Origin of the sequence: Flavobacterium sp. 2755 (genome assembly GCF_031455715.1) — a bacterium.
GTDB lineage: Bacteria > Bacteroidota > Bacteroidia > Flavobacteriales > Flavobacteriaceae > Flavobacterium.
In genome coordinates this window covers 196,342-212,120 of record NZ_JAVDTG010000004.1, presented here as the reverse complement: position 1 = coordinate 212,120, position 15,779 = coordinate 196,342, and the positions used below count along the sequence as shown (strand labels likewise).

Below are 15,779 nucleotides of genomic sequence, written 5' to 3'. Positions count from 1 at the left end.
ATTAGGTTTTTTATTTAATTAATTTATGAAGATGTCCTAGTATACAACTTTCAGATACGTAAAGATATTTGAATCCTACTTATCTTAGATTTTCAGAAGATATTTTAAAATCAGCTAATTTTCAAAGCCCCAATATACCCTCCATCAAACTCAAAATTATAAGTAAGAACCAAAGGACTTCCTGGAAAAATTCCGGAAACCTCTGCTTTTAAGTAACCCTTTTCAGCATCACCGTCAAAACTGAGAGGTGTCATTTTTGCATTATATTCCTTGTTAGCTTCTTCTATCCAGCTTTTTATTTCTGTTTTACCTGTATGGGTTTTTCCTTCATCAAATGCAATTGCAGTTTCTGAAAAACAATTAGCATAAGCCGTGCTGTCAAAATTGTTTTGAGCGTTAACTAAGTCTTTTATTACTTCTGGTAAGTTCATAATGTATCTGTTTTATTGTTTATAATTCTTTTTGAAAAATTAAATTGTTGGGACTGTACCTCCATCGATAACAAATTCAGTTCCTGTTAAATAATTGGCTCTTGGTGAAACAAGAAAACCAACTAATTCAGCTACTTCTTCCGGTTCGGCAGGTCTGCCGTAAGGTATTCCCCCAAGTGCATCCATAACACCTTTTTGAGCTTGTTCTACAGTAATATTTGAGTTTCTTGCAATCTCACCCAGCCAGGCTGTCGATGCAGATGTATTTATCCATCCCGGCGAAACAGTCAGCACGCGGACACCTTTTGGGGTAACTTCATTTGATAAACTTTTACTGTAATTTATCAATCCGGCTTTTGCAGCAGCATATGGTAAAGTAGAATCATAAAGGGGCAGTTTACCCTGAATAGAAGCGATATGAATAATAACACCACTTTTTTGATCTATCATCTGCGGTAAAAATCCTCTGTCTAATCTGATGGGAGCCAGCAAATTTGCCTGCAGGGTTGATTCCCAGTCTTCATCACTTAATACGCTGTAACCTCCAGCGGGTGTTGAAGAAGATCCAAGGTTGTTCACAAGAATATCCAGTCTTCCGTAAGCCGACAGCACTTCGCTAATTACTTTTTGTGTTCCTTCTGCCTTACTTAAATCTGAAGCAATAAAATGCAGCTTGCTATTTTCTTTTTCGGGTGCGTTTCTTGCAGTTATGATAACCGTTGCACCGGCTTGAAGCAATCTTTCTGCAATGGCTTTTCCAGCTCCTTTTGTTCCTCCTGTTACCAGTGCAATTTTGCCTGATAGTTCGTTCTGATAATCGAATTGTTGTTTCATAGTGATTTCTTTTGTACAAATTTCAGAAGTATGTAACTTTCTCACAAGTACGGAATTACGATTCAGATAGGGATAAATTTTTCCCCTATTGTACAAATCAGAACATAGGTTTACTTTTGTAATATGTATGAAAGAAAAACAATTCCGAATTTAAACTGTGGACTCGACCTGATTGGTGAAGTGTTGTATGGCAAATGGAAAATACGTTTGCTTTGGTTTATTAATGAAGGCCATAAAAGACCAAGCGAATTACAGCGTAAAATACCAGATGCTTCACGCAGGGTTTTGAATATCCAGTTGAATGAATTGGAAGAACACGAACTTGTTGTGAGGAAAATATATCCTGTAGTACCGCCAAAAGTAGAATACAGCCTTACTGAATTTGGAAAAACCCTGATTCCTGTAATAGGCGCTTTAGGAGGCTGGGGAGATGAAAATCAGGAACGGTTAAGGAAGTTAATTATTAAAAAAATTTCTAGCCTAACTGATCCCGAAGAACAATAAGATTTTTTCTAAAAATATAAACGGACTTTATTTTTAAGGCGTTTCTGCCAGACGTTTAGATAGTATTAAAGCTATTCTTTTGTTTTCATCATTAGAAGAAACTTTTTTTAACGGATGTCCGGCATACAATTCATATCTCGGAACAGCGTTTCCGGTAAATTGTACTTTTTCGACACTAATAATCTGATCGGGAATATTAGCGCCATACCATAGTGAATCTGCTTTTTGTTTCCAGTTAACTTCATATAAAACAGCTCCATTAGGATAAGAACTGTCTGCTTTAATTTTTGCGTGCTGAAAAGCAATTTTATTTCCGTATAAAGTAGACATAACAGCTTTATTTGGATTAATAGAAAATGTAATAGGAGATAATAATAAAGGATTTTCCGGCAGCGCATCTAATGCTGATACAGAAGCTTTTTCATTAAGATTATCTTTATTATTTCCGTTACATCCGGAAAGTAAAATAATAAACGCGATTATGATAGAATGAAGTGGTTTCATATTTATTTGGTTTTATTGTAAATATTAAATTTATTGATATCAAGATGCAGCGGAGTAGTAAAAACGTAATCATTGTTTTTGACTGGATTATGACATGAAATACATTCCTGATCAAAGTTGGCAGTATCGCCGTACGGTTTTAAATCATTTCCTTTCCATCTTGCCCATCCCCAACCTTTTGTAGCTTCATATTTTTTTGCATCTTTTATCATAAATTCAACCTGAATAAATGCTCCGGCAGATATGGTTCCATCGGCTTCTGTTTTTTGTTTCCAGGCTGTTTTGGCAAAAATCGCACCATCGGGCCACGGATTAGTTTGATGTTCTGCTATAGCTTTTACGGCGATTTCGTTTCCATAAATGATACGCATACTGCCGTTGTCAAAGCGATCTGATGTGCTGACAGCTTTCCAGTTTCTAAAATCGGGGATATATGAAATATTATTTAGTGTCGGTTTGACTTTAGAGTAATCTGTTATTTTTTTATTCGGAAGTACTTTTTCTGCATCTTTCGGAGCAGCAACAGGCAATATTCCCTGATTTGGTTTTCGGACTGCTATTGTTGCTAAATAATTTTTTAAAACAGAGATAGAACGATCATCTAATTTGGCAGACGGATGAAGGGCTGTATAACTTTTAAGCGGCATTTCGCCCGATAGTATTTTATTGAAAGCATAAAAAAGTGTAGCATTTTGTTTTGGCTTTTCTAATTTATCCCAATCAGAAAAATTCAGTGCTTTTCGGCCATCCGTAATATGAGAAGCGACTATAAAATTGGCAGGTGTTATTTTGTCAAACCACGCAAGATTTACAGTATTAGAATGACAGTCAAAACAAGAATTTCTTAAAATAGTATTTACTTCTGCAGGAACGTTGGTTAAGTCCTTTGTTGGTGTACTATATTCAATTTCTTCAGGTTTCCAAAATTGTAAAGCAATAAATGCAACCAGTAAAATTGCGAAGATTTTAAGTCCTTTTTTCATTTGTTTTATTTTTTAGATGAAATAAATAATCAATTCAAAATTAGGCCTAATCCCTGTGTTTAAAAGATTTAATTGGCTCAAAGGGGATTTTTTGACCTTGAAGCCGAAATATCAAAAGCTAAATAAATTGCTTATTTTAGCCTAAGTAAAATTTTCTAAACGGATTTCATTTTAAGGACTATAAATTTACATGAAAAAAGCACGCCTTTATACTTTGACACTTACAGGCATTAGTATTGTTGTTCTAATTATTAGTTTGATTTCTTCCAGTTATCTTTATTTGTCTGCCAAAGAAAAGTTGTGCAATAGTAAATTAGAATCGGGCGAGAGGGAAGTTCGGGAAATTTCCCGTCTTTTGGAACAGCAGCTTCGCAGCGGATTATCTAAAGACCAGGTAATTCATAATCTTCAAATAAGTATTGAAAATACAGATATAAAAAGTGATTTTATCTGCATGTACAACCAAAAAGGAATTGAACTCTGCCATCCTAATCCGGCGTTAATTGGGCTTAAAATTCAAGAGAATAATTCTCAGGTGAATGGAATAGGCAATAAAGAGTTTAAACCTTTAAGTACCGTTTTAGAACAGGGAGAAAAAATAGGAGGAATGCGAACATTTCCTAATGACCCAAAAAGAAAATCGGAAATAATCAATATAAATCCCGTTGCAGGAACAGACTGGATGGTTGCTTCGCATGCTAACTTGGCTGTTTTAGAAGAAGAATTATCAGATTTGTATCTGCAGTTTGTGGTGAGTCTGTTTTTAAGTACAGTTTTCATAAGTGTTTGCTGCTACTTAATGATACGGCTTATTTATCGAAAATATGAAAGGGTTTTTGATCTTGAAAAAGAGGATTTAAATTATAGGGTAAATGAGCTTCAGATCCTGAATTTACAGTTGAATTCAAATCAGCAGAAATTACAAAATCTGGCATATAACACGATTCAAAATGATACATCAAAAGAGTCTGAAATTCCAAAGAAACGAATCCTTACGTATCATAAAGATGAACTGATAAAATTAGATATTCAGGAGATTTCCTATATTTTACTGGATACCGGAATTACGTATATTTATACTTTTGACAATCGACAATATAACAGCAATAACAGCCTTGATGAGGTTATGAAATGGCTTGATCCAACTATTTTTTACAGGGCAAACAGGCAGTTTATAATTAACATAAATTCTATTAGCAGTATTTTGCTTTATGGAAAAAACCAGTTGAAACTAATTATAAAACCCGATCCCAAAATAGATATTCTTATCAGTAAAAATAAAGTAGCAGAATTTAAGAATTGGCTTGATCAGTAAAAAAAAGCTAAATTTTATAGCTTTATTTTCTCTTTTCTTTTTAAAATAGCTTTTATCAGCAATGTAAATTGTTTTGCGAACCTCACAGTACGTGATCGATTTATCTTTATTTGTAAGCAATGTAGTTTTTACAATTTCTAATTCATTTTGCTGACTAATTTTGTTTTTAATTTCGTCCAGTTCTTCAGGAGTAAAAATAAAATCGGCATATAAATTTTCTTTTGCAGGTCTCTTAAAATAAATTTCGGCTGCTTTATCCCAAACTACAAAATTTTCATCTAAAAGATTAATCAATTGTACCATTGGAATTGGATCTACTGCCGCAAACATGCTTCCTCCAAAAATTGAGTTTACATAATTTTTGTTTTTATAACTTATAGGAAGTTTTATTTGAATTTGCAACAAATCCTGCGATACATTTACAACTCTGGCCGTACTTCTTCGGTACATTGGAGACAGATTAAATCCGTATTTAAAAAGTTTTGGTTTCCCAATATACTTCGAACCTACTGCTGCTATTTTTTGATATACCGACATTCAAAATTGATTTAGGTGTTATTCTTTTTAAGAATTGATTTTAAAACATTTACAAATTACGAAAATTTGATTTACAAAGATTACTATAATTACTATTTAGCCTTCCACACGTTGTCAGCAGGATTTATATCAACATCATAAGAATCGCCAAGGTTTATTTGTGTAATTGTTTTTTGAGCAGGTAAAGAAATAATAACATCTTTATTGCCATTTTTCCAAGAATCTATTTTTTTAGAAATGGTTTCTTTACTGCCATCAGAATACGTGATAATCAAATGAATAGGCATCATCAATGTTCCGGGACTTGAAATTGTAATTGTGTAATTCTTTTTTGCTTTTTCAACTTTTGAAATTGCAAGATCGGGAACATTTTTTTCGAAATACCAATTTTTCCAAAACCACTTTAAATCTGTTTTACTTTCACTTTCGATACTATTAAAAAAGTCATAAGGCGTGGGATGTTTTCCGGCCCAGTTTTTAATATAACCCTGAACAGATTTTAAAAACAATTGATTTCCGAGTAATTCCATAAGATAAAAATTTGCTAATGCAGGTTTCAAATCTTTGTTAGAAAAACGAGCTTTACCATAAAGCTGCGGAGTAGGAGTTATAATAGGCATATCTTCGGCAATTCCGGCGCTGTTATTTACAGAACTGATATCATAATTTAATGGTTCAGAAGAATCAATCATGGGCGAAAAATAGAATTCGGTAAATGTTGCCCAGCCTTCATCCATAAAAGAATACTTTGTTTCATTTGTTCCCACATAAAAAGGAAATATACTGTGAAAAACCTCATGAGTGGTTAATTCAAGCAATTCATTATGATTGTCAAACGGCAGCATATTCACCATCATAGGATATTCCATAGCGTCAAGTCCGTCAAAAACAGTTTGATGTGAATAAGGAAAAGGAATTTTTGGAAAATGGTTACTAATTAATTCTACAGTTTTTGCCGTATAATCAGCCACTTTATTATAACTCGTATGCTCTGGATTAAAAACTGCATCTATTCTTGTACGACGCTTAGTATTCGAATCTACTTCAACACTTTTTGACTGCCAAACATAATTATTGCTCAATCCAAAAGCAAAATCGGTTACATTTAAAGCTTCAAATTTCCAGGTATTTGTTTTGTTTTTTATCGTAATGTCTTGGTTTTTTATATCCAAAGGTGTAATAATATTGACGATTTTATCTCCTTTTTCAGCCATAGCAATCCTTTCAATTATATGAGGATTATAGACAGCATCGGGATTTTTAAGATCACCCGTACCCCATACCTGAAAATTTCCGGGAACTGTGATCGAAACATTAAAATTACCATAGTCATTATAGAACTCTTCTTTGCCTAAATAAGGATATTCATCCCAGCCATCAACGTCATCATATACAGCAACTCGAGGAAAAAAGTAAGCAATAAAAAAGCTATCAGGATCGATCTGTCCCGTTCTTACAAAAGATCCTTTGTTTAATGTATAGTCGTATTCAATTTCGATATTTATTTTTTTTCCCGGTAAAATTGTTACGCTTGGCAAATACATTGTAGTTCCTCTAATTTTCTTCTTAGATTCATTATATAAAGTTCCATCAAGAGTAATCGTATTGATGTTAATTCCAGTGCCCAAATCTTTGGGAGCAATTATCATATTACGCATGGAATTATTTTTGTAAAAGTTAGGAAACAGCTTAAATACAAGTGTTTTAAGAGTGTCAGGACTATTGTTTGTGTATATAATAGCGGCTTTGCCCTGAACCTTTAATGTCGAAGGATTAAAATCTACAGAAATAGTATAATCACCCCGATTTTGCCAGTATTTTTTTCCCGGTGTTCCTATTGCATTTCTGGTATTATTTTTATTTGCTTTTGTGACATTTCGCAATACTGGAATATCTTGTGCATATAGGTTAATATTCAAAAGACCTAAAATGACAAATAGTGACAATTGTATTTTCTTTTGAAGCAAAGGCAGTAAATTATACATAGGTAAAAATGAGTTAATTAAGAAAAATCTTAGCTGGCGTGTTTTATCGTATAAATGAATAAAAAAAATACCTTTTATTTTTGTTTATTTAGATAGATTTAACGCTTTTCAAAGCAAGAATCTCTATTGATAATCTGCCTCATGCCACCTATATTTTTACAAACGATTTATTCTCTCATAAATTTTAGGATCGTGTTTTCTAACTTTAATTTTTACATATTTTGAGGCTGGCATATTACTATCCTTAACCACATTATTAACGGAAACCAAAACGTTTGTTTCTGGAAAATAAGTAACCGTGTTTTTCTCCGGAATTTGATACGAAACAATAACAAACAAAGGCGCAATTCTTTCGATATCATCATCATAATTAAATAAATCAACCTTATCTCCAGCTTTAAATCCTGCCTGCGCAATATCTTTTTCGTTCATAAATATTACCCTGCGCTCATTTTTTACACCGCGGTAACGATCATCAAGACCATAAATTGTGGTATTAAACTGGTCGTGTGTTCGGGTGCTTGCCATCATATATTCATCTGGAGCAAGTTCGTTTCTTGGAATTTCCGTTAATGTAAATGGTGCACGTTCTCCAAAATCTTTAGTAATAAATTTACCATCGCGTGCTGCATTAGGCAAATGAAAGCCTCCTTTTTGGCGTACTTTTTCATTATAATTCTCAAAACCGGGAATACATTTTTCAATAGCATCTCTCACATCATCATAGCTGTCATGATAACGCTTCCAGTCAACAACCGATTTATTTCCAAGTGTTGCCATAGCCAATTTACATACAATTTGAGTTTCATTAATAAGATTATCAGATACCGGTTTGAGCATCCCTTTTGACGATTGCACAACTCCCATTGAATTTTCGGTGGTTATAAATTGTGCTTCACCATTGACAACATCAATATCGCTTCGGGATAAAGTAGGTAATATAATAGCTTCTTGCCCATGAATCAAATGACTGCGATTCAGTTTTGTAGATACATTTACAGTTAAATTTAGTTTTCTTAAAGCACTTGCGGTATAAGTTGTATCTGGTGTTGCCGATAGAAAATTTCCGCCCATGCAAAATAGTAATTTTACTTTTTCTTCTTTCATGGCTTTAATCGCTCTCACAACATCATATCCGTGTTTGCGAGGCGGATTAAAACCAAAATAAGCCTGAAGACGATCCAGTTGCTCATTAGTAGGTTTTTCATCAATCATCATGGTTCTGTTTCCCTGAACATTACTATGACCACGAACGGGGCAGACGCCTGCGCCGGGTTTGCCAATACTTCCTTTAAGCAGTAAAATATTAAGAATTTCTCTAATCATCTCTACGCCGTTTGGCTGCTGCGTAAGTCCCATTCCCCAGCAAACAATGATTCGTTTTTTGAAAGCGATGATTTCTGCAGCTTCATAAAGTGCTTCTTTAGAAACGCCTGAAAGTTGTACAAGTTCATCTAAATTATAATGATCAAACTGTTTTAGAAAAGCTTCATATCCGGTAGTTTTTTCTTTGATGAAATCATAATCAAAGACTTTTCCGGGATTTTTATTTTCCAGTTCCAATAATATGATTTCAAGGGCTTTTAAAAGCGCCATATCTCCATTTATTTTTACCGGAAGAAAAAGATCGGCTAGTTTGACACCGTTTCCAATAATTCCGTTAATTTCCTGCGGATTATGAAATCCCATTAAACCCGCTTCCGGCAACGGATTTACGGCAATAATTTTTGCTCCGTTTTTTTTACCTTTTGCTAATGCAGTCAGCATTCTTGGCGCGTTTGTTCCGGGATTTTGACCAATAATTACAATTACATCTGTATCATAAAAATCATCCAATGTTACAGTTCCTTTTCCAATTCCGATTGTAGTTCTTAAAGCCGATCCTGACGTTTCATGACACATATTAGAACAATCGGGCATATTATTGGTTCCGAATTCTTTTGCAAAAAGCTGATAAAGAAATGATGTTTCATTGCTCGTTCTTCCTGAGGTATAAAAAGCAGCTTCGTCTGGCGATTCTAATGCGTTGAGATGTTCTGCTATTTTTGTGAATGCATTATCCCAGCTTATAGGTTCATAGTGCATTCCATTTTTAGGAAGATACATAGGTTCGGTTAATCTTCCCATTTTTCCAATTTGGTAATCGTCTAATTGGGCAAGATCGTAGACAGAATTTTGTTTGAAAAAATCAGCTGTGATTTTTTTGGTAGTTGCTTCTTCCGCTAAAGCTTTAACTCCGTTTTCGCAGTATTCTCCCAAAGGCGAACGTTCATCATCGGGATCAGGCCATGCACAGCTCGGACAGTCAAAACCTCCTTTTTGATTCATCTTGAATAAAGCTTTTGTCCCGCGAACAAGTGTTTTTTCTTCAATAAGATCACTAAAAGCTGAGATAACAGCAGGAACTCCGGCAGCCCATTTTCCTGTTTTTGTAAGCTTAAGATCTAAAAGTTTATATGGATTTTCGGCATTTGGTTCTTTTGTAATTTTATCGTTGATGTCTTTTGGAGATTTATCTTCTTTCATGACTTTTGCATTTAATTGGCTTATTCGCAGAAACTGGAATAATTATGATTTTAATATCAGTTATAGAAATAATTTTTATATCCGTTGGGTGTAATTGTTTTTAACACATAGAGACATAGAATTATTGAACTCAAGAAAGGCGTTTCACTTGCATTAACACACATAGACATAGCTCTATGTGTGAGAAACTAGTTTCTTTTTGATTTACTTTTTTCAAAAACATAAAATCTATGTCTCTATGTGTTTAATTATTATTTTTTATGCATTACACCCAACGGGTTAACTGTTGTTTTAATTTTTATTAGAAGTTGATTACAACCTGATCATTGGAATTATAGATATTGAATCTATCTTCTTTAAGAAAACCCAAAAGGGTAATATTAAATTCTCTAGCCAACTCTACAGCAAGACTCGAAGGCGCACCAATGGCAACAACAACGGATATACCTGCCATTGCCGCTTTTTGAATTAACTCAAAACTAGCCCTTCCGCTAAGGAGTAAAATATGCTTATTTAATGGAAGTAAATTATTTGCTAAAGCACTACCAATTAGCTTGTCCAGCGCATTATGTCGTCCAACATCTTCCTGTAAAAAAACTAAATCGCCTTCAATAGTAAAAAGTCCCGACGCATGAATACCGCCAGTAACGGCAAAACTACTTTGAGCTGCTTTTAATTTGTTTGATAATTGATAAAGTACTTGTGCAGCGATATTTAGTTTTGGATTGTCTAATGGATTAAAAGTACTGACTGTTTTGATGGATTGTATAGAACTTTTTCCGCAAACGCCGCAGCTGGACGTGGTATAAAAATTCCGATCTGACGACATCAAATGCGGAATGAAATCTTCAACTAAATCTACCTGAACAATATTTTTCTTTTGAAAGGAACAATCTGTATTGGTGTGATAAACTTTTTTAACATCCTGATAAGATGTTATAATGCCTTCGGTAAATAAAAATCCAATGGCAAGATCAAAATCATTGCCTGGCGTACGCATTGTTACCGAGATATTTTTGTGTATTTTTTCGGCTTCGGAGCCGTAAGAAATTCTTATTTCAAGCGGTTCTTCTACAGAAAGAATGTCTAATAAAGATGAACTTTCAAAACCGTTCACTTTTGTAATACAAACCTCTTTAATGGAAACTAATTCCAAATCATTCATTTCCATGTAAATTCATTAAATGTTGATACGTAAAATTAGTAAAAAATGATTTATAAGAAGATTTTTCTGCTTGTAATTAAACCGTTTTTAAGGAATTAAATTACTATAATTTATGCCATTTTAATTGAAATTGGAGATTTGGATAAAAACAAAAAAAGATATGCAGACAAGAAAATAATTAAGCTTCTTGTCTGCATATTTAAACTAAAAAGTCAGTTTATATAGCGCTGATTTTTATAGAACTAGCTTTATCATTAAAATTTCCTAAACAGCTATTATTTCCTGTTACAACAACAGATTCTCCTCCAAAATTATCGTTTTGGTAGAATGTAATTTTGTATCCATTTTCTAAACGAACAGAAGATAAATCATCATTTGCAATACCATACGATTTTAGCTGAGCCAATGTGTAATCGCCCGCAGGCAAAGCAATTGCATAACCTGTATAGCTGCAATTTTGGTAAACTGTAACAACGCCTCCGGCAGAACTATTATATTTATTATCAGTATAGATATGTGACAAATTGCCTACGCCATCAAAATAATTATCGGCTAATTTTGCAGGATCTGTTGCAAATTCTCCGCCTTGTACAATAGCATCATTTCCGTCATTCCACGCCCACGGAGCATTAGCACCGCCAGTTTTAAAATCATTTCCTTTAAATCCTCCTCCCGGGCTAGAAAATAATTCAGTATTGAATCGTTGATCCCATAATCCTCCAGTTTCAAAAATATCAACAAGTTTGTATTCCACGTAAGTGTCATAATTATCAGATGGTATTTGTGCAGTTCCACTTGCCGAAGGATAGTAGATAATTCCATCTCCATCTATATCGTGCTGCGGCCATGCTTTAAGGCTGTGTCCTTTAGAATCTTGTGCTGTAATAGGATGCAATTCTCCGTTATAATCTCTCATTTGTAATGTTCCATCAACACTTTCCAGTCCGCTTACAAAAGAACTTCCAGATGGTACATAAGAGAAAAAATCTGAATGACTAACTGTAACCGCTCCTTTTAAAGAACCATAAGTTGAACCATCTTTTTCTACAATCATTAATACACCTTCTAAATCATTTTCATGCTGATCTAAATTGTATAAAAACGGATTATCTGTCCAATCGCGTGGAGAGAAAAAAGCATAAGTAATAAACCAATGTGTATTTGATTCTACCACTGAATAGTAACAATGTGCCGCTAAAGAATTAGCATAAGCAGGAAGGTTGTTCCAGTTGTTTTCGGCATTCCAGTCGTTGTCGTAGTTAATTGCAGTAAGATAATCTGATTTTCCTCCTTCGGCATAAGTCCCTGTAGCGTCTACATCTTTGTAATGAATTGGAGCCCATCTTCTTGCCAAATTAGAACTTGTTGAGACACTCATTTTTTTGAAATTTTGCTGTTCTTTTGCAACAGCAGAATTTTCGGTTTCTTCTAATGTCGTATCCTGACATGAGAATGTAATGGCCGACAGCATAATAATTAAGGCTTTACTTAATACCTTTTTTGGATTATGTTTTTTCATAATTCTAGTTTTAATGGTTTATAACATATTTAAATTCAATGATTTTTATAAATTATTTGATAGCAATAACCAACTGAGAAATAAAAAATAATCAGCTTTGTTTTCTGAAAATTTTGTCGATAGAACGGATTGTTTTGAATTATAATTCTTACTACTTGTAAGTACCTTAAAAGAGAAATCGTACTATCGGAGCAGTATTATAATACGGTTAACAAAAAGTTAATAGGAAAAGGAGGAATTTATAATTGTTGAACTCAGTAAAAATGATTAGGTTCAAGCGGTATATAATGGAACTAAAACACTATATCAGAATAAGTTATTATTATGAAATTGTGCAGATTAAGATATGTTACCAATAAATTAAATTATGGTTAACAGCCTATCTGCATTTATATTTTAAAATAATTAATGCTGAAATTTACAAGTATCAATAAAAGTATAAACCAATTTTTTACGTGCAAAACCATCTTATACCTTCAGAAATTTCGTGGCTCTCTTTTAATAATTGTATTTTGGATGAAGCCGATGATTCCAATAATTCGTTATATGAAAGAATTAAGTTTTTAGCCATTCATTCGTCTAATTTAGATGAATTTTTCAGGGTTAAAATCAGAAAACTGCTTACTAAAAATTCAAAAAAGAACACAGAATTACTCAATAAAATTTTAGCCGAAGTAAATCTCCAGCAAAACAGATTCGGGGCAATTTGGAAGAAATCAATACTGCCAGAATTAGCCGCTAATAATATTGTTTACTATGAAAATCAAGAGCTTCTTGAAGAGCATCTTGAGGAGATTGAGTATTATTTTAAAAGCATTATTCTCTCTTATATTCAGGTTATTTATATTTCAATAAATCAGCCTAAAACTTATTTTTTAAACAATCGCAGTTTATACTTTTTGGTAAAATTAAAAGATACTTCGGGTAACTTTAATTATGCTTATTTGAATATTCCTTCGGATAAACTGGACCGATTTAAACAATTACAAAGTCAGGGAGATACACATTATATTATTTCGATTGATACGATTATAAAGAATTGTTTATCGCTTATATTTCCTTCGGGAAAAGTGGTTTCCTGTAATGCTATAAAATTAAATCGGGATGAGAATTATTTGATAGAAGATGAAAATTCAGGAGATTTAATAGCGAAAATTGAAGCGAAAATTGAAGAGCGAAAACGAGGTTCGTCGACAAGATTTCTGTATGATTCTAATATGGATGCTGAAACACTTTCGGTATGTAAAAAGACTTTTCGTCTTAAAAAAGATGAAATGATAAAAGGAGGAAGCCATCATAATTTGTATGATTTATTCAAGTTTCCAAATCCTGTAAAACCCAATCTTCAGGGAGAAAATTATCCGGGTCTCAAACATCTGCCATTTGAAAGCAAGAAATCTATTTTTGAAGTTATTGATAAAAAAAATCAATTATTGCACTTTCCGTATCAATCGTATTATTATGTACTTCAGTTTTTTAATCAGGCGGCAATTAACAGAAATGTTCTGGAGATAAAAATCACTTTATACCGAATTTCATCGCAGTCGTTAATTGCAAATGCTTTGATAAGTGCGGCTAAAAACGGAAAAAAAGTAACTGTTTTTGTAGAAGTCAAAGCACGTTTTGATGAATACAATAATTTATTCTGGTCCCGCGAAATGAAAAATGCCGGAATAAAAATCATTCAAAGCATGCCGAATTTAAAGGTTCATGCAAAAGTGGCAATGGTGACCATGAAAGACAAATATGGCAATAAAAAATACTATAATTATTTATCGACGGGAAATTTCAATGAAAGTACCGCCAATATTTATTCTGATTTTGGATTTTTCACCTCAGAAAAAAAATATACAGATGATCTAAAAAAGGTCTTTGCATTTTTAAAAACCAAGAAAAAAACTGGCGCACCAAAACATATTTTGGCCGCAGGTTTTAACATGAAAGAGAAATTACTAGAATTAATAGATACTGAAATAAAAAATAAAAAAGACGGAGGAGAAGCTGCTGTATTTTTAAAAGTAAACGGAGTTGATGAAAAAGATATTATCGACAAACTTATTGAAGCAAGCAGGGCAGGTGTTGAAGTAACATTGATTGTCCGCGGAATCTGCACTTTATTGCCGGGAATAAAATATGTAAGCGAGAATATAAAAATCTACAGAATTGTAGATATGTTTCTAGAACATTCCAGAATCTACAAGTTTGCAAATAATGGCGAGGAAAAAATCTATTTGTCATCTGCAGATATGTTAAGCCGAAATTTAAACAGAAGGATTGAAGTTGCTTTTCCATTGTATGATGAAAAACACATTGAAGAAATTAATACAATCATTCAATTGCAGCTGGAAGATAATACAAAAAAAAGAACCATAAATAGTGAGGGAAATAATGAATTGGAGGTTCTGACTACGGATGAACCAAGACGCGCGCAAACGGAAATTTATGATTGGCTTGCGGAGTGTAATATGGAATAGTGTTTAAGTGAAGATATTGTTTTTATAGAGAAAAAGCCTGACTGAAAAGTTGGGCTTTTTGTTTTTGAAGTTAGAGACTTTTGAAACGTTTACGTTTTTTAAATATATTTGTTTTTAGTACCGTAAAGTCAGAGACATTTGCGGAGCATGTTGCATAATAAAGAACACTTTGCAAAGGTTCTTATCCAACTATAAATTAAAAAAATGACAGTTTTAGAAAAATATAATATAGTTTTTGAAAATGCGATTATAAATACCCCAACTGGGCAAAAATATTCGAAAGAGGCAGATGATAAAAATGCATCGATCCCTCTTTTTAATTATTTTCTTTATTTCTTTACTGATAAAGATGATGTAGAAGATATAATAGAAGATATTAATTTCATAATTACAGATGGGTATTATGATGATGGTTATTGTAGAGATATTTTTATGGATAATATGAGGGTAATGTATACTGATACTACAGCAAAATTTGAAAATAAAGACGGGGTTTTAATTAAAGAAATTCCCTTAACTGATTTTAAAGAAATACTATTGTTATGGAAAGTTTTCATACAAACTCCGCCATTAAATAATGCCCCGCTCTCCGAAGAGTTCCCTTTCTTGCCCTAAAAAAAAGCATATTTAGAAATTTGTCAACAACTGATTCTATATTATTAAATTCCCAGAAAATCCCCTGCTGGCGCGAGCATCTTGCTCGTGAACACAAAGTATATAAAAAAACCTCGCGATCAGCGAGGTTTTTTTATGTTTTAAAACTTTGAAGTATTCTGTTAAAAAAAATCACTTAAATATTTTAAGTCTTTCCAGCTTTAGAAAAAGATTCAAAGCAATTTTTTTAACAGAAATATTATGTTTTTAATTTCTATTTTGAAGATTAATTCCCAAAATTAAATGTAAAAACAACAATTTATTTATGTTAACAAAACGCTGTTTTTGGTATTAAAATATCGGTTTTATTGATTTTATTTGGTGAAATTATCAAAAAATATGCCAAAA

The 15,779-nt window shown here is 32.9% G+C and carries 13 protein-coding genes; 4 read left to right on the top strand and 9 right to left on the bottom strand.

What is annotated here, in order from left to right; translation table 11 throughout:
* Window positions 1-110 precede the first annotated feature (110 nt).
* Window positions 111-431, bottom strand: coding sequence for a nuclear transport factor 2 family protein (locus J2Y38_RS11245; protein WP_309842409.1), 321 nt, complete (start codon window positions 429-431; stop codon window positions 111-113).
* Between the two features lie 39 nt (window positions 432-470).
* Window positions 471-1,265, bottom strand: a complete 795-nt coding sequence (locus tag J2Y38_RS11240) for an SDR family oxidoreductase (protein WP_309842408.1) — start codon at window positions 1,263-1,265, stop codon at window positions 471-473.
* Window positions 1,266-1,388: 123 nt separating this feature from the next.
* Between J2Y38_RS11240 and J2Y38_RS11235 the strand changes: the two genes are divergently transcribed.
* On the top strand, window positions 1,389-1,769 hold the full coding sequence (locus J2Y38_RS11235; protein WP_309842406.1) for a helix-turn-helix domain-containing protein: 381 nt from the start codon (window positions 1,389-1,391) through the stop codon (window positions 1,767-1,769).
* A gap of 33 nt (window positions 1,770-1,802) precedes the next feature.
* On the opposite strand, the gene J2Y38_RS11230 is transcribed toward J2Y38_RS11235, so the two are convergent.
* Window positions 1,803-2,273 (bottom strand): hypothetical protein, encoded by a 471-nt coding sequence (locus tag J2Y38_RS11230; protein ID WP_309842403.1) that lies wholly within the window; start codon window positions 2,271-2,273, stop codon window positions 1,803-1,805.
* A gap of 2 nt (window positions 2,274-2,275) precedes the next feature.
* The gene (locus J2Y38_RS11225) at window positions 2,276-3,256 is read right to left on the bottom strand and encodes a cytochrome P460 family protein (RefSeq protein WP_309842400.1); all 981 of its coding nucleotides are present in this window, start codon (window positions 3,254-3,256) and stop codon (window positions 2,276-2,278) included.
* 190 nt (window positions 3,257-3,446) lie between these two features.
* Here J2Y38_RS11225 and J2Y38_RS11220 point away from each other — a divergent pair, with 190 nt between their 5' ends.
* Complete coding sequence (locus J2Y38_RS11220) at window positions 3,447-4,571, top strand: LytTR family transcriptional regulator DNA-binding domain-containing protein (protein WP_309842397.1); 1,125 nt, start codon at window positions 3,447-3,449, stop codon at window positions 4,569-4,571.
* Here J2Y38_RS11220 and J2Y38_RS11215 read toward each other — a convergent pair.
* From J2Y38_RS11215 to J2Y38_RS11195, 5 genes are all read right to left on the bottom strand, one after another.
* Window positions 4,488-5,108, bottom strand: coding sequence for a DUF4442 domain-containing protein (locus tag J2Y38_RS11215; RefSeq protein WP_309842396.1), 621 nt, complete (start codon window positions 5,106-5,108; stop codon window positions 4,488-4,490). The two genes, J2Y38_RS11220 and J2Y38_RS11215, sit on opposite strands and share 84 nt — an antisense overlap.
* A 92-nt stretch (window positions 5,109-5,200) precedes the next feature.
* Window positions 5,201-7,093: a M1 family metallopeptidase gene (locus J2Y38_RS11210; protein WP_309842393.1), complete on the bottom strand. Its 1,893-nt coding sequence runs from the start codon at window positions 7,091-7,093 to the stop codon at window positions 5,201-5,203.
* Window positions 7,094-7,249: 156 nt separating this feature from the next.
* Window positions 7,250-9,619, bottom strand: coding sequence for an FdhF/YdeP family oxidoreductase (locus J2Y38_RS11205; RefSeq protein WP_309842392.1), 2,370 nt, complete (start codon window positions 9,617-9,619; stop codon window positions 7,250-7,252).
* A gap of 301 nt (window positions 9,620-9,920) precedes the next feature.
* Window positions 9,921-10,790: a formate dehydrogenase accessory sulfurtransferase FdhD gene (gene fdhD, locus J2Y38_RS11200; protein ID WP_309842390.1), complete on the bottom strand. Its 870-nt coding sequence runs from the start codon at window positions 10,788-10,790 to the stop codon at window positions 9,921-9,923.
* Between the two features lie 211 nt (window positions 10,791-11,001).
* Window positions 11,002-12,303: a hypothetical protein gene (locus tag J2Y38_RS11195; protein ID WP_309842387.1), complete on the bottom strand. Its 1,302-nt coding sequence runs from the start codon at window positions 12,301-12,303 to the stop codon at window positions 11,002-11,004.
* A 455-nt stretch (window positions 12,304-12,758) separates the two neighbouring features.
* Here J2Y38_RS11195 and ppk1 point away from each other — a divergent pair, with 455 nt between their 5' ends.
* Both ppk1 and J2Y38_RS11185 read left to right on the top strand, forming a co-directional pair.
* Window positions 12,759-14,777 (top strand): polyphosphate kinase 1, encoded by a 2,019-nt coding sequence (gene ppk1 / locus J2Y38_RS11190; RefSeq protein WP_309842385.1) that lies wholly within the window; start codon window positions 12,759-12,761, stop codon window positions 14,775-14,777.
* A gap of 204 nt (window positions 14,778-14,981) precedes the next feature.
* Entirely contained in the window at window positions 14,982-15,392 is a 411-nt protein-coding gene (locus J2Y38_RS11185; protein WP_309842382.1) for a hypothetical protein, read from the top strand.
* The last annotated feature ends 387 nt before the right edge of the window (window positions 15,393-15,779 follow it).

Bases quoted from the DNA above. Each gene is read 5' to 3' on its own strand.
- J2Y38_RS11235 (WP_309842406.1), top strand. From the start codon at position 1,389: ATGTATGAAAGAAAAACAATTCCGAATTTAAACTGTGGACTCGACCTG.
- J2Y38_RS11245 (WP_309842409.1), bottom strand. From the start codon at position 431: ATGAACTTACCAGAAGTAATAAAAGACTTAGTTAACGCTCAAAACAAT.
- J2Y38_RS11240 (WP_309842408.1), bottom strand. From the start codon at position 1,265: ATGAAACAACAATTCGATTATCAGAACGAACTATCAGGCAAAATTGCA.
- J2Y38_RS11185 (WP_309842382.1), top strand. From the start codon at position 14,982: ATGACAGTTTTAGAAAAATATAATATAGTTTTTGAAAATGCGATTATA.
- fdhD (WP_309842390.1), bottom strand. From the start codon at position 10,790: ATGGAAATGAATGATTTGGAATTAGTTTCCATTAAAGAGGTTTGTATT.
- J2Y38_RS11210 (WP_309842393.1), bottom strand. From the start codon at position 7,093: ATGTATAATTTACTGCCTTTGCTTCAAAAGAAAATACAATTGTCACTA.
- J2Y38_RS11220 (WP_309842397.1), top strand. From the start codon at position 3,447: ATGAAAAAAGCACGCCTTTATACTTTGACACTTACAGGCATTAGTATT.
- J2Y38_RS11225 (WP_309842400.1), bottom strand. From the start codon at position 3,256: ATGAAAAAAGGACTTAAAATCTTCGCAATTTTACTGGTTGCATTTATT.
- J2Y38_RS11230 (WP_309842403.1), bottom strand. From the start codon at position 2,273: ATGAAACCACTTCATTCTATCATAATCGCGTTTATTATTTTACTTTCC.
- J2Y38_RS11195 (WP_309842387.1), bottom strand. From the start codon at position 12,303: ATGAAAAAACATAATCCAAAAAAGGTATTAAGTAAAGCCTTAATTATT.
- J2Y38_RS11215 (WP_309842396.1), bottom strand. From the start codon at position 5,108: ATGTCGGTATATCAAAAAATAGCAGCAGTAGGTTCGAAGTATATTGGG.
- J2Y38_RS11205 (WP_309842392.1), bottom strand. From the start codon at position 9,619: ATGAAAGAAGATAAATCTCCAAAAGACATCAACGATAAAATTACAAAA.